The following is a 25,683-nucleotide window of genomic DNA, read 5'->3' on the forward strand; positions in this document are numbered from 1 at the left end:
AGGTTGGGCGACCATGCCCGCGGGCACAATTCAAACTATGTTGCAATGCAACATGAAAGCCGCCTTTCCGAACACCTTACCCGGGAGAAACGCGTGCATTTCCGCGCCTTCGAGTGTCGATTTCTGTATGAACGGAACTCATGCGGGCATTGGTCGTTAATGCCCCACGGAACCAGGGCGGCCACATGACGAATCGCGAGACTTTGCTCGGCGGGCTGCCGGCTGCGGTCTATACGACCGATGCCAGCGGGCGGATCACCTTTTTCAATGAAGCCGCAGCAGCACTCTGGGGTCACCGGCCCGAAATCGGCAAGGACTCGTGGTGCGGCTCCTGGCGGCTTCGGACGGCGGAGGGCGAACCGCTGGCACATGGCGACTGCCCGATGGCGCGGGCCCTGAAGGAGGGTCGGGCGATCCGCAACGCCGAGGCCATAGCCGAGCGGCCAGATGGCACTCTGGTGCCGTTCCTCGCCTTCCCCGCGCCAATACGCGACGAAACCGGCGAGATAACGGGTGCCATCAATCTTCTGGTCGACATCTCGGCCCAGAAGCAGGCCGAGATACAAACCCAGCGCCTCGCCTCGATCGTCGAATCTTCCGACGACGCCATCGTCAGCAAGGATCTGTGCGGCGTCATCCAGAGCTGGAACGCCGGCGCCACCAGGCTTTTCGGCTACAGCGCCGATGAAGCCATCGGCAAGCACGTCCGCATGCTGATCCCAGATGACAGGCAGGACGAAGAGGACGTCATCCTCGGCAAGGTGCGGAGCGGTCAGCGCGTCGACCACTTCGATACGATCAGGAAACGCAAGGACGGCAGCCTTGTCTTCATTTCGCTCACCGTATCGCCGGTGCTCAACGGCGCCGGCAAGGTCATCGGCGCCTCGAAGATCGCCAGAGACATTACCGAGCGCAAGGAAAGCGAGAGCCGCATCCGCATGCTCATGCGCGAGGTCAACCACCGGGTGAAGAACCAGTTCGCCGTCATCCTGTCGATGATCCGCGAGACGGGCAAGCACGCAACGACGATCGCCGAATTCGACACCCAGATCCGCAACAGGATCATGGCGCTGTCGCAGTCCCAGGATCTGCTTGTCGACGGTGACTGGCGCGGCGCTGACCTGGCCGATCTGGTCAGCAACCAGATCCGGCCGTTTGCCGCCGAGCGCCGCATCACCATATCGGGCGAGCCGGTCCTGCTGTCGACGATGGCGGTCCAGAATCTTGGCATGGCCTTTCATGAGCTTGCCACCAATTCGGCCAAGCATGGCGCGCTGTCATCCGATCTTGGCACCGTCGAAATCGGCTGGACCGCTTCCGATCGCTTTCGCCTGACCTGGAAGGAAACCAACGGACCGACCGTTGGAAAGGCCTCGCGCAAAGGATTTGGCCGGATCGTGCTCGAGCGCGTCGCGCCTTTGGCGCTGAACGGCGTAGGCCATCTCAGCTTCCAACCAGATGGCGTCACCTGGACGCTCGACGCACCGCTTGACCTGGTCCGGACGCCCGCTCCCTGACGGCAGTAGCTTCACCTCTGCAGTCGGCTTCGCTTCTCTTGCCGCGAAAGCCAGGCAAGAGTGATGCGCTCGTCGACGTCAAGCTGCGAGCCGGCCTTGGGGCGGGACGCAGCCAGCTCGTCAGACAACCGCCCTTCCGACCACGCCAAAATCACTTCCGGATGAATGTAACCTTTTCGGCAGACGGCCCGCGTGTTACCGAGGTGCCTGGCAACGTCGTCAATGACTTCGTTGCATGCCTGCGCCCTCGCTTCCGCCCGCTCGGGCACCGGCGTTCTGGAAAACAGCGCCATCGCGCGCACGGTTCCGCCCCAGGTGCGGAAATGTTTGGAGCTGAAAGCTGCGCCCGCCGCAGCTCGAATGTAGTCATTGACGTCCTGGGACGATATCGGCGCCCGCGCACCATTGTCGTCGAGATATTGAAACAGGGTCTGGCCGGGCAGTTCCTGGATGCTGCGCACGATCTTTGCCATACGCCTGTCGACCAGCCGCAAACGCCATTCTTTTCCCGATTTGCCCTTGAAGGCGAATCTGAGCGTCGAACCTTCGATGTCGACATGGCGGTTGCGTAGCGTCGTCAGCCCGAAGCTGCCATTCTCCCTGGCATAGGCGGCGCCACCCACCCGGATCATTGTATTGTCCAGCAGCCATACCACCGCTGCGACGACCCGCTCGCGCACCATTCCGCGCAGCCGCAAATCCTTGTCGATCCGGCGGCGCAGCAGCGGCAGCGCGCGTGCAAATTCGGCCAGGCTCGAGAATTTGAGCTCGTCACGCTTTTCCGACCAGTCGGGATGGTAGCGATATTGCTTTCGGCCACGCTGGTCGCGTCCCGTCGCCTGGATATGACCGTTGCTTTCGGCGCAAATCCACACATCAGTCCATGCCGGAGGAATGGCAAGCGCATCGATGCGCGCAAGAACCGCCTTGCTGGCGACCTTTCCGCCATTGGCCGTTTCGTAGAGAAGGCGCTTGCCTGCCCTTTTCCTTGATATGCCGGGCTCGTCGTCGCTGACATAAGCCAGCGATGCGTCATGCGCGGCCTCGGCATTTTCGTCCGGCACGCGCCGGGACTGCTCGGTGTCTTTCCGCATCGGTGCGATCCCTCGGGATCAACGCTAACTTGGATGCAGCTCATGGGTTCCGGCACGCTGTTGCTTGCAACGACATCCTGGTTCAAATCAAGCATGCCAACGGCTACGTTCAGGAAACGGAAACGCCCGCCGCGCACTGTGATCTCAGGCACTGACGTGCCCGGCGTCGGGACGCAACCCGACAATTCTAGCGAGGCGACAGGCTGGTCAGCTTTCTGAATTTCCGTTCGCAAAGACAGTCACCCGGGCGTCGGCGCATCGAGATCGACCTGTTCGGAACGGTCGTCTATGCGATCGGCGACGTCCATGGCTGCTATCGCGAACTGCGCACGCTCGAGGACAAGGTCGTTGCCGACGCGGCCATCCTGCCCGGCCGCAAGCTGATCATCATGCTTGGCGACTATATCGACCGTGGCCCCGATTCGGCACAGGTGATCGATCACCTCATAGCCCCGCCGCCACCAGGCTTCGAGCGTCTCTGCCTGATGGGCAACCACGAGACCCAGACGCTCGACTATCTCGACGGCAAGCTGTCACTGGCTCGGTGGCTGTCCACGGGTGCACGCAGCACGCTGTTCTCCTACGGCATCGACGCCGAGCATCTCGGCGAACTCTATGGCGGCGGCAACAGGCTCGACGACCATATTCGCGAAACCATCCCGCCGGAACACATCGCCTTCATGCGCGACCTGCCGATCATGGCCTATTCCGAACGCTTCGTGTTCGTTCATGCGGGCATCCGGCCCGGCGTGCCGCTGCTCGACCAGGAAGACGACGACCTGCTCTACATCAGGGAGGAGTTCTTCGAGGCGTCGCGTCGGCTCGACCGCTGGGTCGTGCATGGCCACACGCCGGTTGACCATCCGCGCATCGACGGCCGCCGGCTGGACATCGACACCGGCGCCTTCAAGACTGGTCGGCTGACGGCGGTGCGCATATCAGGCAAGAGCGGCAGGCTGTTTTTCTCCTAGCTCGCGACCTAGGTGTCGAAGCTATGAAGGTTGTTCATTCGAGGAGGGACTGAGAAGCTGGGGTTGCGAAGCCAACCAACCTTCAGTGGAGCTCCCCGAATGAACGTCCATAAGAATGCGCGTCTGACGCCGTCAGGTCGAGTGCTTTTGGTGCAACGAATTGAACAGGGCTGGAGCGTGCGGCGTGCTGCCGGTTCGGCCGGGGTTTCGGAACGAACGGCTTATCGCTGGCTCGACCGCTACCGGGCCGGCGACCGGGTTCTGCACGATCGCAGTTCGGCTCCGCACCGCTGCCGGCATCGGCTGGCAGCCATGCAGGTGTCGCGGATCGAGCAGTTGCGGCGCCAGCGCATGACCGGGCCGGCAATTGCCCGGTCCTTGGGCCTGGCGCGCTCGACGGTAGGCTTGGTGCTGCGCCGGCTGGGACTGAACCGGCTGGCCTGGCTCGATCCCCGGCCCCCGGTGTTGCGCTACGAACGGCAGCGGCCGGGCGAACTGATCCATATCGACATCAAGACCTTGGGCCGTATCGACGGCGTTGGCCATCGGATCACGGGTCAGCACCAAGGCCATCATCGCGCCCGAGGCATCGGCTACGAACACCTGCATGTCGCCATCGACGATGCCTCGCGCCTCGCCTATGTCGAACTGCTGCCCAGCCTGGGCCGGGATGATGCCACCGGGTTCCTCAACCGGGCACTGGCCTGGTACGCCAGGCTGGGCGCCAGGGTTGAGCGGGTGATGACCGACAACGGCTCGGCGTATCGCTCCAAACTGTTCGCCCAGGCACTCCAAGGTGCCGGTGCCCGACACATCCGCACAAGGCCCTACACCCCGCGCACCAACGGCAAGGCCGAGCGCTTCATCCAGACTTCGCTGCGCGAATGGGCCTATGCCAGGCCATACGCCTCATCGAACGAACGCGCCAAGGCCATTCACCAATGGGCAGCCAACTACAACCTGGCACGCCCACACTCGGCCCTTGGAGGCATCAGCCCGTTCCAAAGACTGAACAACCTTCTTGGAAACGACACCTAGGCCTTGGCTTTGGTTTCGCTCTTGTCGATATAGTAGCTGGAATAGCGTTCCAAGAACTGCTCCGAGCCACCATAGGCGCCGTAGCGCGGCAGTTTCTTCAAGTCGACCTTGTTGAGCACCAGGCCGAGCACCTTGCTGGCGATCTGCGGCTCGGCGCCGAGCCCGGAGCGGACCAGCGGACGCGGGGTAGCACCCCATTCCGCCACCAGCACGAAACCGTCGGCCAGCGGCGCGAACGCCTTGGCGTCGACGACCGGCCCGAGTGGCGGCAGGTCGACGATGATGTAGTCGAAGGTCGCCTTGGCGTCGTCGATGAAACGCCGCATGCCGGCCGACGACAGCAGTTCGCTGGTATGCGAAAAGCGGCCGCGCACCACCGCAGGCACGATCGCCATCTTGCTCTGGCGGTCGACCTTCACCACCGATTGCCAGCCCTGGTCGTTGACCACGGCTTCCACCAGCCCTTGCTCGGCATCGATGCCAAGGCTGCGGCTGAGGCCCGGATTGCGCAGGTCGGCGTCGATCAACAGCGTCCTTGCGCCATTGCTGGCGATCAGGCCGGCCAGATTGGCGGCAACCGTCGACTTGCCCTCGCCCGGCAGCATCGAGATGACACCGATCACCTTGCTGCCGATGTCCTGCAGCACGACGTCGCCGGCGATCTTGGTACTGCGCAGCGTTTCCGCGAACATCGACGCCGGCTGGTCGACCGCGATGCGCATCCTGGCCCGGCGTTTCATAAGCTCCGCCGCGCGCGACGGCGGCGGCGTGCCCATATTGCCCGTCTTCCCGGCGTCCTTCCTGTCCTCGTTCGAGGCGATGAGTGGCAGGTAGCCGAGGAACTTGACGCCCAGCCTTTCGCGCACGTCCTCCGCGGTGCGGAAGAAGCGCTCGTTGAATTCGTTGAGTGCGCCGAAGGCAGCACCGAGGACGACGCCGAGCACCAGCGCCAGGCCAAACACCATCGAGGTCCGCGGGCTCGACGGGCCGCGCGGCATCGTTGCTTCCGAAATCACCCGGACCTTGGCGATCGGGAAGGAGCGCTGCTGCGACGCCTCCTCGTAGCGCGACAGGAAGGTCTGGTAGAGCGTGCTGAGTGCCGTCGCCTGTTGCTGCAGTTCGCGCAGCCGCACCTGCGCCTGGTTGGCGCTCGAGTTCTGGCCAGTCGCCTCCGACACGGAGTTGCGGAGCGCGGTCTCGCGCGACTGCGCCACCTCGAATTCGTTGCGATAGGTTTCGGAAAGCTGGCTCAGCTCACGGAAAATCTGGGTGGCGAGGTCGCTCTGTTCCTTGCGCAGCGCCACCGCCTGAGGGTGGTTGGGACCGAAGCCGGCCGAAATCTCCTGCTCGCGCTTCGATACGCCGGAATGGCGCTTCTTGAGCTCCGAGATCAGCGGATTGCCTGCCTCGGCCGCCGACAGGGTTGAATTGCCGACCGCCGCTTCCGGCCCGCTCTCGACGATGGTGCGGTATTGTTCGTAGCGCGCCCGCGCCTTGGCGGTATCGGCCTGTGCGAGGATCAGCTGGGCGTTGAGATCGGAAAGCTGCTGCTCGGCGATGGTTTCGCCGCGCGCCGCCGCAAGGCCGTTCTCGGCGCGGAATTTTTCCACCTCGAGCGCAGCCTTCTGCGAACTCGTGCGCAGTTCCTCCAGCCGGCCTTGCAGCCAGACGGCCGCCTTTTCGGTGGCGTCGAAGCTGGCATCCAATTGGTCGGCGACGAAGGCATCGGCATAGGCTTTGGTGATCGCAGCCGCCAGTTGCGGATCATGCGCGCGGTAGGCCATGGAAATGACATAGCTGCGGCCGGAGCGCTCGGCCATGATGTTGTTCTGCAGCATCGCCACCGCCTGCTCCTTGCGGGCGGCGTCGGCCATCGCCTTGCGTTGCGCATCGGTAAGTTCGGGGCTGCCGGCGATCTCGGGCGCGGAACGGAAAACCTGCAGGAAGCCGCGAGCGTAGCCGACAAGCGTCGACAGCAGCGATTGCGGCGGCTGCATGAAGCTGGCGTTCTGGTCGAGCTTCTGCTTCTCGACCACCACGGCAGCCAGCCGCGCCGACTTGATGATCTCGATCTGTGACAGGATCGCCGCATCGGTCTGCATGTTGACAGGCGTCGCCGACACCTCGTCGACCATCTTGTTCATGCCCTCGTCGATCAGCACGCGGGTCGACGCCGTGAAGGTCGGTGGCGTCGTCTGCAGATAGACAAGCCCGAGCAGCAGGCCGATGACGGCGCCGACGCCGACCACCTTGGCCTGGCGCTTGGCCATCGCCAGCAGGCGTTCGAGGTCGATGAAGTCGCTCCCCTCGCGCGCGTCCTCGCGAGACGCGGCAAGGCGGTTGCCGAAGGGAAAGCTGGCGTAGTTCATCTGCGTTCCAGTTCTTGCCTGAGCAGCGGCCGCTGCTCGCTGGGTTCTGGCGAAGCCGACTTCAGCTACGCAATCTACCGCGCCCGACGGGCACGGCTCTTTTCGAACACCGTCGTGGTGGCCATTCCAGCCGCCGCGACGGACCGATCATGTCAGGCCGCGACGACGTGATCCTGCTCGGCGACCATCTCGCGGATGGCATCGAGCACGGAATCGCGGATGTCGGCCCGCTTCAGGGCAAAGGCGACATTGGCCTGGATGAAACCTTCCTTGGAGCCGCAGTCGAACATCCGGCCATTGAATGGCCGGGCGAAGAAGGCCTGGCTCGCGGCAAGGCGCACCATTGCGTCGGTCAGCTGGATCTCGCCGCCGGCGCCACGCTTCTGCGTGCCCAAAAGGTTGAAGATTTCCGGCTGCAGGATGTAGCGGCCGTTGATGTAGAAATTCGACGGCGCCTGGGCCGGTGCCGGCTTTTCGACCATCGCCGTCACCTCGAAGCCCGAACCGACATCGGGGCCTTTGCCGACGATGCCATACTTGTTCGTTTCACTCGGATCGCACTGCTCGACGGCAATGACGTTGCCGCCTGACACGGCATGCAAGTCCATGATCTCGGCCAGGCAGCCACGCTTGCCGAAGGACACCATGTCGGGCAGCAACAGCGCGAAGGGCTCGTCGCCGATGATGTCGCGGGCGCACCAGACGGCGTGACCGAGGCCGTGCGGCGCCTGCTGGCGGGTGAAGCTGGTGGCGCCGGGCACAGGCAGCAGGCTCTCCAGCGACCTGATCTGGTCGACCTTTCCGGCCTGTTCGAGCGTGCCGACGAGTTCGGGGTGAAGGTCGAAATAGTCCTCGATGACAGCCTTGTTGCGGCCGGTGACGAAGACGATGTGCTCGATGCCGGCCTCCAGCGCCTCGTCGACGGCATACTGCACCACCGGCCTGTCGACCACGGGCAGCATCTCCTTGGGCATCGACTTAGTCGCGGGAAGGAACCGCGTGCCGAGACCCGCCACCGGGATCACCGCTTTCCTGACTTTCTTCATCGTGCCAATCCTCTCGCTCATGTAACTCTCCTCGTCTTGTTCTTGGCCGCTCCGGGCACGCGCATCATGTGCCGGACCGGTATGCGAACTGCCTGGCAAGCCGGCGCAGCCGGACCTCTATAGGCATCCGCAAATGTCGAACCGCCGCCGGGTCCCCCAGTGCGGTCCGTACCGCCTTGAGCGGCGACCGCTGCTTGATGTGCGCAACCAGTGACAGGAATGAGGCAGCCCGGGAGAGGCTCCGGGCACGTCGCGTGAACGCCTTTTTCGCCTCTCCGTCGAGCCAGTAAGCCGCCTCGAAGATGGCATCCGCCCGCTGCATCGCCTCGACGTGATGAAGCTCCAGAACTCTTGAAATGGAGCCGTTTCGCACGTGATAGGCATAGCCTACAGCGGGTTCGACGATGCAGCCGCCGCCCCGTGCGAGCGCGCTGGCGAGCAGGATATAGTCCTCGCCGATGCGCAAATTCTCGTCGTAACGGAGCTCATTTGTCTCGAGATATTCACGCAAGAATATCGGCTTCATGTAACCAAAATTGAACGTCGCCTCGAAGACGACATTGCTGCTGATGAAGTCCGCCAGCGTCAGATTGCCGAGTTTTTCGAGATAGCTTTCGGCGAACATTACTTCGCTTGGCCTGCCGTCGTCGTGAACAACCACGATGTTGTCGACCGCTATCGCCGCAGAGCCAGCATCAGCCCTGCCGATCATTGCCGAAAGCCTGTCGGGCAGGACGGCATCGTCCGAATCGAGCACGGCGACCCAGCGCCCCAGCGCCGCATCGAGGCCAGCGTTGCGCGCTCCACCTGGGCCGCGATTTTTCTCCAGCGCCACGACCCGCACACGCGGATCGGCATAGGCCCGTGCAAGCGCAATCGTCGCGTCGGATGAGCAGTCGTCGACGACGATCACCTCGACGGTGACGCCTTGCTGTGCCAGCGCGCTGTCAATGGCGCGGCCGAGCGTTGCCTCGGCATTGTAGGCGGCGATGACGAAGCTGACGTCAGGCTGCATCCTAGCCTCCCTCTTTGCCGTAGAGACGCAGTTCACGTGCGCCGGCCAGCCCGCTCAGCACGCCCAAATGCATCACGCCACGCAGCAGGCTGCGGTTGCGGCTGACCGGCTGCAGCGCGGTCAGCCCCGCCGCGGCAAAGCAGTAGCCGGCCTTGGCCGAGGCCCGTACGAGCTCACCGAAGCGACCAACGCCACTCCGCTTGGCGCCAAGCAGGCGACCATGCGTCTGCCCGACACGGAAGCGCCGCGTCGTCAGCCAGCGGAACGAGGCGCGAGACGCCGGAACCGGCTCCTCCACCCAGGCCTCCGCGGCATAGCTTATGCGACCACCGGCACCGAACACCTGGTCGAAGAATTCGGTGTCCTCGCCGCCCGACTGGCCGCGCTCCAGGCTGAAGCGGCGGCCGGCGATGCTGGGCGAAGCGATCCGGAGCAAGGCATTACAGGTGTAGCCGGTGCGGATCTCGCCCCGAACGAACACCGGATAGGTCGAGTGAAAGTCGCCGACCTGCATCCAGCCCGGGGCTCCCGTCCCATAACGCGCCTTGACCGGCCCGAGCACCACCTCGGCACCGGTCGCCTGCGCGGTCTCGACGAGCCGCTTCAGCCACATGCCTGTCGCCTTCTCGTCATCGTCGATGAAGGCGACGAAATCGGCCGAGCTGGCATCCAGGCAGGCATTGCGGGCAAGCGAGATGTTGCGCGCCGGACAATGGACGTAGCGAACCTCGAGCGAAAGCTCGTCCGCCAGAACGGAGACCAGTTCCGCAGCACTGGGCACCTCGTCATTGTCGGCCACGACGATGCCGATGCGATACCCCGCGGGTAGGTCCATCGCCGCAAGCGACTGCAACGTGTCGGCCAGTTCGCGCCGCCGGAAGGTGCAGACGCAGATGTCGATGCTGGGCATTTCGGTCATGCTGGGCGCCCCCTTGCCGGCAAGGCAGCGAGTTGGAGCCAGAAGCCGAGCGACCAGGCGAAATGCATCACCATCGCCGACACGCCGGCGAGCGCCAGCCCCGGCTTGCCGGCCCGCAAGGCAAGGGCAGCGCCATAGCCCAGGCAGATCGCCGCCCAGACGAGGACAGGCACGGCGAAGATCCAGTGAACGACGGCGAGGCTTGCGAGCAGCGCCGTCGGCGCCACCATCAGCGGCACCATCTGGCGGAGCCTGGGGATGACGCGGTGTTTCAGCACGTTCCGCGCCCGTCCCCTGCCATAGCCGAGATACTGGTGGAACAGGCCGCCAAGTGAAGCACGCGGAAAATAGGTCATGCGGGTGCGCCCGCTCATCCAGATGCGGTAGCCGGCCTGGCGCAGACGATGGTCGAGCTCGGCATCCTCATTGTGACTGAAGCTCTCGTCATAGCCGCCGACATCGCTGAACGCTGCGATGCGCATCAGGGCGTGATGGCCGTGATCGACCCATTCCCCGGCCGAGCCATGCCTGTGCTTGGACCCACCTGTGCCGAGCTTCGAGTTCTGCGCAGTCGCAGCCGCCTGCTGCACGGTGCCGCGGCCTTCGGTCAGCATCGAAACGACGAGGGAATCGGCGCCCGTCGCCAGCGCTTCCTCGAGCAGCCGGTCGCAATAATCGTCGGGATAGCCGCCATGAGCGTCGATGCGGATCAGATAGTCGACGCCACGACCGAAGCGTTCGACGGCCAGGTTCACTGCCGCACTCTGGATGCGCGCCGGATTGTCGATCAGCACGACATTGTCGTCTTCGGCAGCAATGCCGGCAACGATGGTCCGGGTCGCATCGCGGCTGCCGCCGTCGGCGACGATGATCATTGCGCCGAGCCGCCGGGCAGAGGGCCGCAGCTGGGCCAGAAGGCCTCCGATATGGCGCTCCTCGTCGAGGCACGGAATGATGATGATGGCGGAGGACGTTTCGGTCATGCGTCTGCTTGTGTTGATTGCGTTGAAGGTCAGGCGGCGATGGCGCCAGGGCTTTCGCCGTTTTGGGCGGCGACCCGTTCGAGCTTCGCCACCAGCGCCCGGCAATCGGCCAGGTCGCAGATCCAGTTTCGCGGATCACGGGCAAGCACTTCACCGCGCAAGGCGGCGTAACGTTCGCTCGTCATGCCCGAGAGCGCTTCCGCCAGAGCTGATGCCGACGGCTCGGGCAGCATCAGCCCGATATCGAGGCGCTCGAGGAAGCGCGCCGTCTCGGTGCCGGCCATGGCGATCGGCACCGTACCGAACCGGCAGCTTTCATAGAGCCGGTTGGGCAACAGCCATGTCGAGTTCTGACCTTCCTCGAAGAAGTCGATCGCCCAGGCAAAGTGCGCCTGCGCGTAGATGTCGACCATGTCCTCTGGATTTCTGTAGGCACCCTTAAACTCCAAATGGGGCTCGGATGCGACGAAACCGTGGAAATCCGGAAACTCCGACAGCGCGGGGCGGCCGCGCAACACGACCTTGAACCGCCCCTCCGTCCCACGGCTGAAAGCGGCCAGCAGTTCGAGCGACTTGCGGCAGCGCAGCGCCCCGAACCAGCCGATCGTCCAGGGCTCGCCCGCCGGCGCCGGCGACGGCAGCGCTTCAATGCGCGGCTCGAGTTCCAGGAGCTTGTTCTCGACCAGTTCGATGGGGGCGTCGATCTGCCCGAACCGTTCGAAATAGTGCCTGACGAAGGCCGGCGAGCTGGTCAAGAGCAGGCCGACATTGCGCCCGAACAGGCGCTCGGCGCCACGCAGGCCCTTGCCCAGAAAATCCTCGCGCAGCACCAGCCGGTGGATGTCTAGGCACTCGTAGACAATGGGCGTCGACGCACCGAAAACCGAACGGGCACGTTGCGCCAACGCCAGCATTTCGAGATTGCGGGCAACGATCACATCGGGCGTCACCACCGATTTCAGCGAAGCGCCGATACGCGTCGCCGCCATTGCAACCGCACCCAGCCGCTGCGCAAAACGCCCGTCGCGGGTGTGACCGAGGTCGATCGGCGTAACGCCTTCGACGTCTTCGAGTTCTTGCGTCCGGCGAAAACCAGCGAGCGTAACGCGCGCGCCACCGGCCTTGAGCATGATGATCCGTCGACGGACTGCCGGGTCGGAAACATCGTGCACCAGGTACAGAACATGCAGCATGAATTCACGCTCGCAGTTTGGCCCACCGACGACGAAGCTAGTGCACCTATTGCTGCGTCGCAACAAATATTGACTGGTCGCACCTCAAATATTGTTGCGCCGCAAAATGGCCCGGTTAGCCTGTACTTATCTTCCCGACGCGACCAATCCGAGGAGGCTAGCCCCCATGAAGACTGTCCCCATGAAGACTGTCATCGTCGAAAACACCGTCTGCCTGAACACTGGCGATGCGGCGATCCTGCTGGCCATCCGGCACATCCTCAAGGCGGCCTGTCCGGGCGAGTTGCGCTTCCAGGTGTTCGATAGCCAGCCCACGGTGGCGTCGCGGCTTTATCCCACGCAAGCCTATCCCGATATCGAGATCCGCAAGCTGCTGGCCGAATCGATCTTCAAGTACCCCTATGACGACAACCGCCTGAAGAACCTGGCCAAGCCGATCTACAACCGCCTCGCCCTGAGTGCGCTGCGCCACTACGGCAAGAGCCGCGCCCTGGACGAGACGATGTTCAGCGCCGAGGACCGTCGCAGCCTCGACATGTACCGCCAAGCCGATCTGGTCGTCACCACAGGCGGCACCTATCTGGTCGAGAACTACAATCTCGAACGCCGCCTCAACCAGTTCCGCATCGACGCGATCTTCGGCAAGGACCCGGTATTCTTCACCCAGTCGCTGGGCCCGTTCGACAAGGACTACAACCGCCGTGAACTGAAGCCGGCCTTCGACCGCAGTCCGTTGATCCTGTTGCGCGACAGACGCTCGCACGGCCATCTCGACGGGCTCGTCGACAATCCCGGCAAATGCCATGTCGTCGCCGATTCGGTGTTTGCACTCGCCGACAAGAAGCGCATCGAAACGATGCTCTCGGCCGGCACGCCGCCGGCACAGACCGGCCGTGTCGGCATTTCGGTACGACACTGGAACTACGTCAATGACGGCGCCGACGGCATGCACCGCTACATGGCCTCGATCCGTGATATCGCCACAAGCCTGGTGCGCGACCACGGCAAGCAGGTGACCTTCGTCTCGACCTGTCAGGGCGTGCCGGAATACGCACATGACGATTCGAAAACCGCACGGGCGATCGTTGCCGAACTCGATGCCGATGTCGCCGCCCATGTCGACGTCGACGCCGGCTTCCACACGCCCGAGCAGTTGATGGAACTGGTCAAGGGCTTCGACTTCGTCGTCGCCACCCGCATGCACATGATGATCATGTCGCTCTGCGTCGGCGTGCCGGTTCTGCCCATCGCCTACGAATTCAAGACCCGAGAACTTGCCAAGCGCGTCGGCCTGGCCGAGTTGCTGCTCGACATCGACTCCGTGACCCCTGAAGAGGCCGCCCAAAAGCTCGCGACCTTCACAGGCGATCTCGACCGCCTCAGGAAAACGACCCTTGCAGCGGTGCTGGAAGAACACGCCTCGGCCATGTCGGCCGCCGATCTGGTCCGGCCGCTGCTAGCGGATGCGTCAGCGAATGTTGCGGGCGATGGTCTTCCACGTCGCGACGAGGGCGCGGCGCGACTGCGGAACGGCGACCATGAAGGCGAGCGCCACCGCGTAGCTTAGGGCTGCCGCGGTGATCGCCGCCACGATGTTGGACTGGGCGATCAGCGCAGCCGGCAGGTGGTCGTAGGCCAGCCAGGTCATGGCCGCTGCGATAATCAGCAGCCCCTGCACCATCAGGAAGTCGAGCGCCGTGACCGGGCCGGTCCGCCCGATCATCACCGCCAGCACCGGCAGCCTGAGCGCATAGCCTGAGATGGCATAGGCAGCGGCGACGCCGACTGCACCCCATTTCAGCCCGGCAGCGAATGACAGCGCCGTCGTCAGCGCCGAATAGACGCCCCAGCGGAACATCGTGCCGGTCTTGCCCTGGCAGATGAAGATCCAGCCCGTCGTGCTCGACACCGGCTGCATCAGGCCGGCAATGCCGAGCCAGGCGAAGATCGGCGCTACGCCGAGCCAGCGTTCGCCGAACAGGATGGAAACGACCGGCTCTGCGGCAATCGTCAGGGCGGCGATGCCGGGAACGGTGATGAACGCAAGCAACCAGTTGGTGCGCAGATAGAGCTCGCGAAAGCGTGGCTTGTCGTCCTGGATGCGGCTCAGCAGCGGCACCATCAGCCGCGACAGCGGCTGGTTGATGTTCTGCAGCGGAAACAGAAGCAGCTTGTAGGCGCGGTCGTAATAGCCGAGCTCGACCGGACCGGAAAACTTGCCGATCAGGATGTTGTCGAGGTTGCGCGAGAAGAAGTTGACGAGGTTGAAGCCGGTGAGATTGGCGCCGAAGGACAGGATCTCGCGCTCCACCTTGATGCTCGGCCTGCCCGGTTTCCAGCGCGTCGCCAACCATGCACCGGCGAGCGTCACCACGGCACCCGCCGCAGGTCCGATCACCAGCGACCAGTAGCCGAGCCCGGCATAGGCCGCAGCGACCGCCGCGCCCAGGCCGGCAAGGGCGGTCGCGACGTCATTGATCGCCAGCTGGCCGAATTGCAGGTTTCGGTTCATCAGGGCCAGCGGCAACGCCGCAAGACTGCCGAGCAAGAGCGGCGTGGCGGCGGCAAGCGTGATGCCGGTCATCCTGCCATCGGCATAAAATGCCGACACCGCCGGCGACAGCGCGGCAATCACGATGGTGCAGATCAGCCCGGCCAGCGCGCTGATCCAGAACACCTGGTTGAGCTGCTGGCGGCTGATTTCCGGTCGCTGGATAACCGCCTGCTGCAGGCCGAGATTCTGGAACAGCCCGACAAAGGCGATGATCGGACCAACCGAGGCGACGAGGCCGAAATCCTCCGGCGCCAGCATCCTGGCCAGCACCACCACTGAAACGAACTGGATGCCGATCTTGATCGCCTGCGCCGCTGCCGTCAGCGCGCCGCCGCGCAGCGCTATGCGCCCGAGTTGCTGCGCTTCCGCCGTCATGCGGCAACCTTCGTGGCGGCAAGACGGAACAGCGTATCGGCGAAAGCGTCGTTGAGCCGACCGGAATCGAAATCCTCCTCGACCTTGCGCCGCGCCGCGCGTGCCAGTTCTCCGCAGGAGCCGGGATTGTCGGCGATCCAGATCAGCTTCTGCGCCAGCGCGCCGACGTCCCGTTCGGGGGCCAGAAGCCCGGTCCTGCCGTCCTGGATCAGCTCGGGAATGCCGGAATGATAGGTGCTGACCACGGTCAACCCCGCAGCCATCGCCTCCATCAGCGCCACCGGAATACCTTCGAGGTCGCCATCGCCCGCTTTGACGCTGGGCAGCACGAAGACATGCGCCTCGGCCAGCCGCTGTTTGACCTCGCTGTGCGGACACGGCCCGCGAAAGGCGACGCGCCCGGCAATGCCGAGACTTGCAGCCAGTTGTTTCATGGCATCGAGCAATTCACCGCCGCCGATGATCGTGTAGGACCAGTCGATATCGGGCCTGACGGACTGCACCTCGCCGAGCGCGCGAAGCGCGAACTCGATGCCCTTCTTCTCGGTCAGCCGGCAGACCGAGATCAGCGCCAGCCTGCTATCCCGGCGCTCGCCGGCCCGAAAACCGATCGTCTCGGTATCGACGCCCATATGGTGCACGGCAACCCTGTCGGCGCGCGCGCCGGCCTCGATCAGCGCATCGCGGAAGAAGCCGTTGACCGGCAGCTGCAGCGCGCCTTGGCGGAACACCACCTCGTAGCGCGACAGCGAGCCGTCATGCATCGGCGCGCCGACATCATGGCCATGGAAGATCGTCACCAGGGGAGCCGATATCCGCCGCTGCTTCATCGCCCTTGCGACCCGCAAGCCGTTGTTGCCGAAATGCGCGACGATGACATCGTATTTTTCGAGCTTGCCGGCAAAGGCAATGTCGAGCGCTGTCGACGCCTTGTCCCAAAGCTTGCCCGACCAGCGGCGCAGCGACGGGCGCAGCGGTCCGAGCGCACCCCACCATTGCGCGACGCCACCGGGCAGGTTGCGCCAGCGCGGATCGTCGATGTTGCGCTCCTTGCCGAAGGTCGTCTCATTGCATATGACGCCGACTTCGATGCCGCGCGCAAGGCAGCCCTCGATCTGGTCGAGCACGAAGGTCTCGGACAGCGACGGGAACTTGTCGACGACGAAACAGACCTTCATCGAACGGCTCTCCAGAACCCTGACGGCATCACCTCAGGCGGCCTTGTTCAGGCCCTGCGTCACGGCCTGCTCGAGCACGCCCATGAAGGTGGCGAACTGCGCGTCGGGGTCGAGTTGCGCGCGCCCGGCAAAGGCGCGCGCGGCCGCCGACTGCCGGTCATACCAGGCCTTGTCCTCCCAGAGCCGACGCACGGTTTCGACCCAGTCGTCGAGCGGCGCATCGTAGTCGAGCACCACGCCGCCCTCGCCAACCGCCTCCGGCAGGCCGCCGCGGCGCGAGCCGATGACCGGAATGCCGCTGCAATGCGCCTCCGAGGCGACACGGCCCCAGGCCTCCTCCCATTTGCTCGGCGCGAGCAGGATCTTCGTCCGACCATAGACCGTCTTCATGTTGCTGGTTCGGCTTTCGAGCCGGACATTGCCGAGCGGCGCAATCGTCTGCTCGATACGGGCGCGGTGATCGTCGGCCAGCTTCCAGCTTTCGACGAACAGGAACGGAATGTCGGGGCAGCGCCCGGCGATGTGCACCGCAAGCTCAAAACCCTTTTCCTCGTAAGGATTGATCAGCGTGACGAATTCGCCTGACGTTTCCGTGGCGTAGTGGGCGGGATTGATCGTCGGCGGAATGACAGTCGATTCGATGCCGAAGCGCTGGCCATAGGTGCGCGCGGTGAATTCCGAATTGGCGATGTAGCGCGCCTGCCGCAACTCGCTGGGATCGCCGCCAAGCTCGTGGAATTCGACATTCCGGAGATAGACGACCAGTGGAATGCCCTGGGCCTCCAGCGCTTTCCCGATCGGCACCGACTTGTGGCACTGGACCACGGCGACGTCGGGCTTCAGCTTCTCCACTGCAAAGCCTGCGGCCTCCCATGGAAACCAGGCCCGCACCACGGGATATCCAGGGAAGCTGTCGATGACAGCGCGTTGTCCGGTCAGCTTCATCTTGGCTCTCGCCTTGAAGCCGAACATGCCGTCGCCGAACAGCGCGGCCAGCACCGAAGCCTCGTGGCCATGGGCGCGCAATTGCTCGACCAAGTGATGCGTCGACGACTGAACGCCGCCGCTGAACTCGGGCGTGTAGCCGTTGCCGCCTGCAAACAGAACCTTCATGTCCCTGCTCCGATATCAAGTTGGTTGACGGCCTCGCGCCTCACCCGGCCTTTCGGCCGATGGAGACGTATTGGATGCCGTGGCGGGCGACGACTGCCGGGTCGTAGAGGTTGCGGCCGTCGAAGATGACGGCGGTCTTGAGCTGTTCGCGGATCAGCTCGAAGGACGGCGCCCTAAAATTCTTCCACTCGGTGGCGATCAAGAGTGCATCGGCGCCGCGCAACGCCGCCTCCTTGGTACCGCACAAGGTGAGGTCGTCGCGCTGGCCATAGATCTGCTGCGCCTCGTTCATCGCCTCGGGATCATAGGCCTGCACCCTGGCGCCGGCTTGCCACAGCGCCTCCATCAGCACCCTCGATGGTGCCTCGCGCATGTCGTCGGTGTTGGGCTTGAAGGCCAGACCCCAGAGCGCAAAGGTCTTGCCGGCAAGGTCGCCGTTGAAGTGGCTCTTCAGCTTGTCGAACAGCACCGCCTTCTGGGCATTGTTGCGCGCCTCGACCGAGTGCAGCAGCACCGGCTCGAAACCGACATCGCCGGCGGTGCGGATCAGTGCCCGCACATCCTTGGGGAAACACGAGCCGCCATAACCCAGCCCGGGATAGATGAAGTGGTAGCCGATACGCGGGTCCGAACCGATGCCCTTGCGCACCTCCTCGATATCGGCGCCGAGCAGCTCGGCCAGATTCGCCATCTCGTTCATGAAGCTGATCTTGGTCGCCAGCATGCAGTTGGCGGCGTATTTGGTGAACTCGGCCGAGCGCACGTCCATCACGATCATCTTCTCGTGGTTGCGGTTGAACGGTGCATAGAGCTCGCGCATCACCTCCTCGGCCGCTTCGCTGTCGGTGCCGACGATGATGCGGTCGGGCTTCATGCAGTCGGCGACCGCCGAACCTTCCTTCAAAAACTCCGGGTTGGAGACGACGTCGAAGCTTAGCTCCTCCCGGCCTCTCTGTTTCAAGGCCACCGCAATCGTCTCGCGCACCTTGTCGGCGGTGCCGACCGGCACCGTCGACTTGGTCACCACGATCTTGGCACCCGCCATCTCGCGGCCGATGGCATCGGCCACCGACAGCACATATTTGAGGTCGGCCGAGCCGTCCTCGCCCTGCGGCGTGCCGACGGCAATCATCTGGATCGCGCCATGGCGCACGGCCATCGAAGCGTCCGTCGTGAAGACGATACGCCCCGCCGCGTGGTTCTCGCGCACCAGCGCCTCCAGCCCCGGCTCGAAGATCGGGATGAAACCCTGGTTCAGCCGCTCGACCTTGGCCGCATCGACGTCGACGCAGACGACGTCATGACCGACCTCGGCCAGAACAGCCGCCTGAACAAGACCGACATAGCCAATCCCAAATACCGTGAGGTTCATCCAGTCCGTTCCTGTCTGTTGATGATGTCGAAGCGCGGCTGAACCGCGCCTGGGTATCTGCCCGTCATTTCAGGGTGCACGCGACCGAGCCCTCGAACTGGCAAGCTTCGCCCGGGGCGGTGAAGGCGACGCGATCGACCGCCATGCTCACCGGCTTGCCGGGATCGGTGAACTCGCCCATCCATTCGCGCAGCGTGCCGGTGCCCCACAAGCTGAAGAATATCTTCTGCGGGTTGCTCGGCAGCTGGGTAGGATCGGTCACCTCATGCACCAGCTGGCCGTTGACATACCAGCGCAGCCGCCCCTTCTCCCAGACGAAGGCATAGTCGTTGAAACTTTGGTCGGCGCCGCCGGGCACGTCGACAAGCTTCTCGTCATTGGACTTGCCGCCGACATAGGCGTTGACCTGCACCTTCGAGGGATCCTTGGTCAGGACCTCGAAGTCGATCTCGTCATGCGGCTTTTTGTGCACCGGGCCGATATAGGTGAAAAAGGCGGCATTCAGGCCCGAGCCGGTACCTGTCTTCATCCGCGCCTCATAGGTGCCGTAGCCGAAACGTTCCTTGGTCTGCACCTCGCCGCAGGAATAGTCGCGGTTCTTCAATGGCTTCTTCTCGAAGCTCAGGACCAGATTGCCGTCGGCAACCTTGACCTGGTCCTTCGACCAGGTGCAGTTCTGGTGCTTGCCGTTGTCCCAGCCGTCCGAGATGAACCAGCGCGAAGCGGTCAGCGTGTCGAAGGTCTCAACGAAGGACTTGCCGGTGGCCTCCTGCGCCACGGCACCACCCGACATACCCAGCAGGCCGGCAAGTGTGACCGACACTGCCAACGCAGCGGTACTGCCGAGAGGTCGGCACGCGCTGTAGTCCCTAACGTTCGCGTTCATAGGTCATCCTTGTGTCTTCGCGCCTCCCGCCCGGAAACCGCATTGCCATACCGGCCGGAGATGCCCCCAGCCGGACGAAATCCTCCCATCCTCCCTGATGTCAGGCCCTGTCGCCTCGGGCCTAGAACTGGCGCAGGGCCTCCCCTTGCGCCAAACGTGCCGATGATTCCTCGTCGGTCTCGCGACCTTCATCGGCAAAAATGTCCAGCGAATGACGAAGCCCAGCGACGAAATCCTTTTGCCGTCCGAGCGCCTCGATCCGTCTCAGACAGGCCTTGAGCGATTCTGTCATCTGGTCCATCTCACGCGCCCGCAGCACGGAAACCGCTGAATTTTCCATGGCTTCGACAAGAAAAGCAGCATTGGCCGAAACCGCCTCGTAGCGGTTGCGGATGCCGGTTCGTTCCGCCTCGATGCCGGCGGCGAGTTCGTCCAGCGCCCGCGACAGCTGGCCGAAGCGCGCCTCGTCGGTCTGCCGGTCGCGGTCGGGGCTGCGGGTGCGGAATGCAAAGATCGATGCCATGCGCCCTACCCCGCCTTCGCGGCCGAGCCGGCCATCAGGTAGCGTGGACGTGCAGCGCCACTTTCCATCGCCGACGGATTGTGACGGCGCAGCAGCTCGAGCTTGTCGAATGCCGCCCCTTTGGTCACGGCCGACAGGTTCGTCGGCGAGGCGAAGGCAAAGCCCATGGCACCGGAAAGCCCGCCACTGGCCTTGAGATCGAGGAAATGTCGCAGCCGATATTTGTCGCGCACATGCCGCTCATGGCGGCGCAGGACACGTCGCTGTCCGGCTGTCAGACCGGCAAGCGCCAGAAGATCGAGATCGGCATCGGCCAGCCGCCTCAGGTCCTCGGTACGATGCTGGCCGCTCAGCGAATTGGACCGGACCACCGCGCAATAGCCGCAGGAGTGGATCAGCTTGAAGCAGGCACCGAAAGCCAGAGCCCGGGCATAGAGCGCATAATCCTCGCCGAGGCGCAGCTGCTCGTCATAATGCAGGCCGTGCTCTGTGAGCATGGCGCGCCGCATCACCGGCTTGAGAAAACCCAGCTCGCCGCGCCGGGCGCCGCGCCGGGAAATGTTGCCGGCGACGAAGCCGACAAGGTCGAGCTCGGTCGGATCGGCTGCGAACTGCTCGATGCTGCCCGACAGCACGTCGCGCACCGAGGCGTGTTCGGCAAAGACGATGTTGTCGGCGACGAGATCCCAGTCATCGCCGTCCACGAGCTTCGCGAACCGTCCCGGCAGGAAGAAGTCGTCGGCGTCGAGAATGCTGATCAGCGGCGCCCTGGAGTGGCGTATTGCCATGTTACGGGCAAAGGACGGGCCGCGATTGACGTCGAGCCGCAGCACCAGAAGCCTGCCGCTGCCGTCATCGGCGGCGCGCGCCACCGCCTCGGTCGCATCGGTCGAAGCGTCGTCCACGACGACCACCTCGGCCACCTCCGGCTCCAGCAGAGCGGAGGCAATGGCCGTCGTGATCGTTTCGGCTGCGTTGCGCGCAGCAATGATGACACAGACGTCGGTTCCGCTCACGTCGGTTGCCTTTCGTCATAGCCCGCCGACGCAAGAGCTATATTGCACCTGCTAACAAGGGAACCCCAACTTTTGTTACGGCGATTCACGGGAGGCGCTACGGGCACCGGCAACCGCCATCGGCAATCCGCGGCTTTCCAAGGGCTGCAGGCAGCTTCGTCCGATCACATATGACGGTTTCATCACACCGAGGCCGCCAAGGCCGCCTTCGGATTGGCAGCGTCGCGTCTTGCTTACATATACGGGCAGGACGGCAGCGATTCTGCCGGAACAGGCGGCCGCTCACGCCGATCTTGTCGGTCTAGTGAGCGCTGCCTTTCGGGGTCAGGTCGTCGGCTGGAACAGTGGCGGTACCTTCAGCCGCGGTCTTCGACTTGCCGGTTTCCACCGGTTTCGGCCCGGCGCGCGCCACCATTGCCAGCACGACGAGAAAGTATCCGACCTGAAGAACAACCGCGCATATCACCGCGCGCAGCAAGATCGTGCCCCAGCCGGCAGCATCCATGTAGGACCACAACGCCACGACAGCGATGACCATCGCCATGCCGAACACGAATTTGGGTAAAGTCATGTCAGCTGATCGTCAGGCCGGAGGCATCGGCACTGATTTCGTCGCCATGTTGCTTGCAACTCCCCTTGCCCTGAAAGCTTCCGCCCGTGTCCGTTCCTTCGTTTTATTTTGATGCCGGCTCGGCCCCAGCCGGTCGGCGCGAAGAACGTCATTCCACTATATTGACCCGCCCAACTGTCAGCAAGCGGAGCCTCTTGGAGAGCGAGTCTAGACGGCAAAGATGAATGCTGCATTGCACCGTCCGGCGATGCCCCAAGTCGAAACGATTTTTACCTTTGATGGCGTTATTTCAGAAATTTCTGCGATATCAGCCGCCTGTAACAATATGCTCGTATCTCGTGACGCACTTTGTTCGACTAAACAGCAGCATGACGAAGATATAATTTCAGGCATTTCCACCTGATGGACTGGATTGATTCTGCATACGCATTAATCTTGAGGACACAAAACTGTCGCAATGGACTCTTTTTGTGCAGGCCATGCACGGTTCTAGGACATCTACTGGCGCAAATATTTCACGCGTCAAAAAAACGTGTGTTGCGGCGCAGCATACCAATCCTATCCTGACACGGGGCGATTCTGGGGCGATTTATCGACCAATTGGAGTTGCAGCATGAGGGATCTAGCCAAGTCGAGCAGCTTGGAGTTTCCACATATGGCCGCCGACCTTCCTCCGCTCGGTGGCGTGGCCAAGCGCGGATTCGACATCGTCGGTGCCGGTCTCGGCATCGTCGCGCTGAGCCCGTTGTTCCTGCTCATCGCACTACTGGTGAAAGCCTCCGACGGCGGCTCGGTCTTCTACGGCCATCGCCGCATCGGCCGCGGCGGCCGTATCTTCCAGTGCCTCAAGTTTCGCACCATGGTTCGAGACGGCGATGCAGTTCTGGCCGCTCATCTGCGCAACGATCCTGAGGCGCGGGCCGAGTGGGAGGCAACGCGCAAACTCAAGGACGATCCGCGCGTGACCCGCGTCGGCACCGTGCTGCGCAAGCTCAGCCTCGACGAGCTGCCGCAGATCATCAACATCCTGCTCGGCGACATGAGCATCGTCGGCCCGCGCCCGGTGGTCCGCGACGAGCTCGAATATTACGGCAAGGCCGTCGTCTTCTACCTCAAGTCCCGGCCGGGTCTCACAGGACTGTGGCAGGTCAGCGGCCGCAACGACGTCTCTTACGACAGCCGCGTGGCCTTCGATCGTCACTATGTCGAGAACTGGTCGCTCGTCGAAGATATCCGCATCATCCTGAAGACGGTTCCGGCCGTCTGCATGTCGCGCGGCAGCTACTGATCCTGCCGCAATCGGGCTGCGCCGGCGCGCGCGGCCACTCCCAGCCGCGCATCCCCGGAGATGTCGCGGCACAGGAATGGACGATACCGTTGAACACCATCAGCACTCCCAAGCGCGCAAAGCGCCTGCTCGGCATGGGCGCCGCGCTCTTTCTTGCCCTCGCTTTCGCGACAACCCTGGCCGCAGCCGAGGACTACAAGCTCGGCACCCAGGACAAGCTGACAATCCGCGTCGTCGAATGGCAGACCGTCGAAGGCGCCTTCCGCGACTGGTCCTCGGTCAGCGGCGACTACACGGTCGGCCCCTCCGGCAAGCTGTCGCTGCCGTTCGTCGGTGAGACCGAAGCCGCGGGCAAGACGACGGCCGAGATCGCCGAGACCATCGGCAAGACCCTGCAGGACAAGTTCGGCCTGTCCGATCGCCCCGAGGCTTCGGTCGAGGTCGCGCAGTTTCGCCCGTTCTACATCTCCGGCGACATCCAGAGCCCCGGTCAATATGCCTATGCGCCCGACCTCACCGTGCTCAAGGCGGTCAGCATCGCCGGCGGCATGCGTCGCGGCGCCGACGGCGCCCGCACCGAGCGCGACCTCATCAACGCCGAAGGCAGCCACGCCGTGCTGTCCGACGAGCAGCTCCGCCTGATGGTGACGCAGGCGCGCATCGACGCTGAACTCGCCGGCAAGACCGAATTCGCCGCCCCAAAGGACATCGCCTCCTTGCCTGGGGTGGACGGCATGGTCGCCAACGAGACCGCCATCATGGCCTCGCGCCAGAAGAAGCTCACGCTCCGGCTGCAGGCGCTCGACAACCTCAAGGGCCTGCTCGAAAGCGAGATCGTCTCGCTCGGCCAGAAGGCCGAGACGCAGAAACGCCAGGTCGAACTCGCCAGAAAGGAACTCAGCGGCATCGACACGCTGGCGCAGAAGGGGCTCGTCGTGAACACACGCGTGCTGTCGACCGAACGTTCGATCGCCGAGATGGAAGGCAAGATCCTCGACCTCGAGACCGCCACGCTGCGTGCCAAGCAGGACGTCAGCAAGGCCGAGCAGGAAGCGATCGATCTCAGGAACAACGCCGAATCCGAACTCGCCGTCGAGCGCCAGAAGACTGTCGGCGAGCTCAATGCGGTGACGCTCAAGCTCGGCATGCAGAAGGGACTGATCGCCGAAGCCGGCGGCACGGCGTCCGCGGCAGCCGGCATCGAGCAGCCGACGTCCTTTGTCCTCGTCCGCAAGGGCAGCGATGGCAAGAGCAAGGAAATCACGGCTGCCGAGGACACGTCCATCCTGCCCGGCGACGTGATCAAGGTCGTGCGGTCGGGTAGCCCGCTCGTCCAGTAGTTGATCGGGTCTAACGCGATGCGGATCAGCAAGTCGTCACTGGTCGAACCCGGCCGCAACACGCTCTACGGCGCATTCGCGGTCGCCGTCTCGTTCTTCGTCTTCGCCTATTCCTTCCGCATCGGCCAGATCTCGATCCTGATGTATTACGCGGTGTGGCTGCCGCTGGTGCTGGTCGACTACCGTTTCACGCTCGGCCGCCTTGCCCGGTCGCCGCAACTCCTGGCCTTCGCGTTCTTGGCATGCCTGTCCTATTTTTGGTCAGACGCGCCTGACGTCACCTTGCGCGCAGCCCTCCAGTACCTCACACATGTCGTCTGCGCCGTTATCGCCGCCCGTGTCATCGATGCGCGCACCTTGTGCATCGGCGCCATCGCAGGCATCGCCGTCATTCTCGGTTATTCGATGCTGCAGGGCGGCTATGTCTACGACGCGCTCGACGGCAGCTACAGCTTCGTCGGCGCCTTCGGCTCCAAGAACCAGCTCGGCTTCTACGCCTCGCTGGGCGTGCTGCTGGGCTGCTATTTCGCGCTGTTCCTGACCCGCAGCCGCATCGCTCGCCTCCTTGCGCTCGGCGTCGTCGCCCTTTCGGCCGCGTCGCTGGTGCTGTCGCAATCGGCGACATCGATGCTCGCCACGCCCGCGGCCATAGCCATGGTCGTCGCCATCGCCGGACTGGAGGCATTCTCGCCGATACATCGCCGGATCTTCTTCGCCGCCGGCCTCGCGCTTGCCGGCACGGCAGTGCTGGCCGCCCTCAATTTCGGCGCGGCCGACATGGTGCTCGGCGCCTTCGGCAAGGATTCGACGCTGACTGGCCGCACCTATCTCTGGCAGCAGGGCATCGATGCGGCGGCCAACACGCCGCTGCTCGGCGTCGGCTATGCCGCCTACTGGGTGCAGGGCTTTTCCGAGGCCGAGCGGCTGTGGAACGAGTTCTACATCCCCGCCCGCACCGGCTTCCACTTCCACAACACCTATATCGAGGCGCTGGTAGAAACAGGCTATGTTGGCGCGGTCATGATCGTGCTGCCGCTGCTCGCCATCCTCAGGCTCTGCATCGCGCGCCTTTTGTCCGACGGCGACTGGACCGAAGCCCTGCTGCAGACCGGCCTGCTCGCGCTCTTGGTCATTCGCTCGTTCTTCGAGGTGGATATCCTCCAGCCCTACGTTATCGGCTCGTTCCTGCTCTACTACTGCTGGGCCCGCGCCAAGGAGCCGGCGGCGCTGCGACGGCCCGCTTCGGCAGCGGACTGGCGCCCGCCGTCGCCTTCGATGCCGTCGAACGGCATCGGTCCAGGCATCCAGGCGTAACGCAGCCT

23 protein-coding genes are annotated in these 25,683 nt (G+C 63.9%); 8 read left to right on the forward strand and 15 right to left on the reverse strand.

What is annotated here, in order from left to right; all coding sequences use genetic code 11:
• Window positions 1-185 precede the first annotated feature (185 nt).
• A complete protein-coding gene (locus tag Amn_RS26225) occupies window positions 186-1,517 on the forward strand; it encodes a sensor histidine kinase (protein ID WP_067956207.1) in 1,332 nt (443 codons plus the stop codon).
• 11 nt (window positions 1,518-1,528) lie between these two features.
• On the opposite strand, the gene Amn_RS26230 is transcribed toward Amn_RS26225, so the two are convergent.
• Window positions 1,529-2,611, reverse strand: coding sequence for a DNA topoisomerase IB (locus Amn_RS26230; RefSeq protein ID WP_067956206.1), 1,083 nt, complete (start codon window positions 2,609-2,611; stop codon window positions 1,529-1,531).
• Window positions 2,612-2,934: 323 nt separating this feature from the next.
• Between Amn_RS26230 and Amn_RS26235 the strand changes: the two genes are divergently transcribed.
• Together Amn_RS26235 and Amn_RS26240 are read left to right on the forward strand one after the other, a co-directional pair.
• The gene (locus Amn_RS26235) at window positions 2,935-3,582 is read left to right on the forward strand and encodes a metallophosphoesterase (RefSeq protein WP_312883692.1); all 648 of its coding nucleotides are present in this window, start codon (window positions 2,935-2,937) and stop codon (window positions 3,580-3,582) included.
• Between the two features lie 99 nt (window positions 3,583-3,681).
• Window positions 3,682-4,620, forward strand: a complete 939-nt coding sequence (locus tag Amn_RS26240) for an IS481 family transposase (protein WP_067955524.1) — start codon at window positions 3,682-3,684, stop codon at window positions 4,618-4,620.
• Here the strand turns inward: Amn_RS26240 and Amn_RS26245 are convergent.
• The 6 genes from Amn_RS26245 to Amn_RS26270 all read right to left on the reverse strand — a co-directional run bounded on the left by Amn_RS26245 (window position 4,617) and on the right by Amn_RS26270 (window position 12,145).
• Window positions 4,617-6,989 (reverse strand): polysaccharide biosynthesis tyrosine autokinase, encoded by a 2,373-nt coding sequence (locus Amn_RS26245; protein WP_067956204.1) that lies wholly within the window; start codon window positions 6,987-6,989, stop codon window positions 4,617-4,619. The genes Amn_RS26240 and Amn_RS26245 overlap by 4 nt on opposite strands.
• A 152-nt stretch (window positions 6,990-7,141) precedes the next feature.
• On the reverse strand, window positions 7,142-8,035 hold the full coding sequence (locus Amn_RS26250) for a UTP--glucose-1-phosphate uridylyltransferase (RefSeq protein WP_067956202.1): 894 nt from the start codon (window positions 8,033-8,035) through the stop codon (window positions 7,142-7,144).
• 64 nt (window positions 8,036-8,099) lie between these two features.
• Window positions 8,100-9,050: a glycosyltransferase family 2 protein gene (locus Amn_RS26255; protein WP_286293810.1), complete on the reverse strand. Its 951-nt coding sequence runs from the start codon at window positions 9,048-9,050 to the stop codon at window positions 8,100-8,102.
• A 1-nt stretch (window position 9,051) separates the two neighbouring features.
• The gene (locus Amn_RS26260) at window positions 9,052-9,969 is read right to left on the reverse strand and encodes a glycosyltransferase family 2 protein (protein ID WP_286293811.1); all 918 of its coding nucleotides are present in this window, start codon (window positions 9,967-9,969) and stop codon (window positions 9,052-9,054) included.
• Window positions 9,966-10,952 carry a glycosyltransferase family 2 protein gene (locus tag Amn_RS26265; protein ID WP_286293813.1) on the reverse strand — a complete coding sequence of 329 codons (987 nt, stop codon included), beginning with the start codon at window positions 10,950-10,952 and terminating at the stop codon, window positions 9,966-9,968. Before Amn_RS26265 ends, Amn_RS26260 begins: the two co-directional genes overlap by 4 nt.
• Before the next feature lie 29 nt (window positions 10,953-10,981).
• A complete protein-coding gene (locus tag Amn_RS26270) occupies window positions 10,982-12,145 on the reverse strand; it encodes a glycosyltransferase family protein (RefSeq protein ID WP_067956198.1) in 1,164 nt (387 codons plus the stop codon).
• A gap of 166 nt (window positions 12,146-12,311) precedes the next feature.
• Between Amn_RS26270 and Amn_RS26275 the strand changes: the two genes are divergently transcribed.
• Entirely contained in the window at window positions 12,312-13,712 is a 1,401-nt protein-coding gene (locus tag Amn_RS26275; protein WP_246341091.1) for a polysaccharide pyruvyl transferase family protein, read from the forward strand.
• Here Amn_RS26275 and Amn_RS26280 read toward each other — a convergent pair.
• From Amn_RS26280 to Amn_RS26315, 8 genes are all read right to left on the reverse strand, one after another.
• On the reverse strand, window positions 13,614-15,074 hold the full coding sequence (locus Amn_RS26280) for a lipopolysaccharide biosynthesis protein (RefSeq protein WP_286293820.1): 1,461 nt from the start codon (window positions 15,072-15,074) through the stop codon (window positions 13,614-13,616). The genes Amn_RS26275 and Amn_RS26280 overlap by 99 nt on opposite strands.
• A complete protein-coding gene (locus tag Amn_RS26285; protein WP_286293823.1) occupies window positions 15,071-16,252 on the reverse strand; it encodes a glycosyltransferase in 1,182 nt (393 codons plus the stop codon). Before Amn_RS26285 ends, Amn_RS26280 begins: the two co-directional genes overlap by 4 nt.
• 33 nt (window positions 16,253-16,285) lie before the next feature.
• Window positions 16,286-17,365: a glycosyltransferase gene (locus Amn_RS26290; RefSeq protein WP_286293826.1), complete on the reverse strand. Its 1,080-nt coding sequence runs from the start codon at window positions 17,363-17,365 to the stop codon at window positions 16,286-16,288.
• Between the two features lie 40 nt (window positions 17,366-17,405).
• Window positions 17,406-18,737 (reverse strand): UDP-glucose dehydrogenase family protein, encoded by a 1,332-nt coding sequence (locus Amn_RS26295; protein ID WP_286293828.1) that lies wholly within the window; start codon window positions 18,735-18,737, stop codon window positions 17,406-17,408.
• 64 nt (window positions 18,738-18,801) lie between these two features.
• Window positions 18,802-19,623: an endo-1,3-1,4-beta-glycanase ExoK gene (exoK, locus tag Amn_RS26300; protein WP_353622413.1), complete on the reverse strand. Its 822-nt coding sequence runs from the start codon at window positions 19,621-19,623 to the stop codon at window positions 18,802-18,804.
• A gap of 121 nt (window positions 19,624-19,744) precedes the next feature.
• Window positions 19,745-20,146, reverse strand: a complete 402-nt coding sequence (locus Amn_RS26305; protein ID WP_067956188.1) for a hypothetical protein — start codon at window positions 20,144-20,146, stop codon at window positions 19,745-19,747.
• 5 nt (window positions 20,147-20,151) lie between these two features.
• Complete coding sequence (locus Amn_RS26310; RefSeq protein WP_286293832.1) at window positions 20,152-21,162, reverse strand: glycosyltransferase family 2 protein; 1,011 nt, start codon at window positions 21,160-21,162, stop codon at window positions 20,152-20,154.
• A gap of 301 nt (window positions 21,163-21,463) precedes the next feature.
• Window positions 21,464-21,733 (reverse strand): exopolysaccharide production repressor protein, encoded by a 270-nt coding sequence (locus Amn_RS26315; RefSeq protein ID WP_067956186.1) that lies wholly within the window; start codon window positions 21,731-21,733, stop codon window positions 21,464-21,466.
• Between the two features lie 220 nt (window positions 21,734-21,953).
• Here Amn_RS26315 and Amn_RS26320 point away from each other — a divergent pair, with 220 nt between their 5' ends.
• The 4 genes from Amn_RS26320 (at window position 21,954) to Amn_RS26335 (ending at window position 25,675) form a co-directional block, all read left to right on the forward strand.
• On the forward strand, window positions 21,954-22,136 hold the full coding sequence (locus Amn_RS26320; protein ID WP_286293835.1) for a hypothetical protein: 183 nt from the start codon (window positions 21,954-21,956) through the stop codon (window positions 22,134-22,136).
• A gap of 210 nt (window positions 22,137-22,346) precedes the next feature.
• A complete protein-coding gene (locus Amn_RS26325; RefSeq protein WP_067956181.1) occupies window positions 22,347-23,021 on the forward strand; it encodes a sugar transferase in 675 nt (224 codons plus the stop codon).
• 89 nt (window positions 23,022-23,110) lie between these two features.
• A complete protein-coding gene (locus tag Amn_RS26330) occupies window positions 23,111-24,361 on the forward strand; it encodes a polysaccharide biosynthesis/export family protein (RefSeq protein ID WP_286293839.1) in 1,251 nt (416 codons plus the stop codon).
• An 18-nt stretch (window positions 24,362-24,379) separates the two neighbouring features.
• A complete protein-coding gene (locus tag Amn_RS26335; RefSeq protein ID WP_154386715.1) occupies window positions 24,380-25,675 on the forward strand; it encodes an O-antigen ligase family protein in 1,296 nt (431 codons plus the stop codon).
• The last annotated feature ends 8 nt before the right edge of the window (window positions 25,676-25,683 follow it).

Origin of the sequence: Aminobacter sp. Y103A, assembly GCF_030294925.1 — a bacterium.
Lineage (GTDB): Bacteria > Pseudomonadota > Alphaproteobacteria > Rhizobiales > Rhizobiaceae > Aminobacter > Aminobacter ciceronei.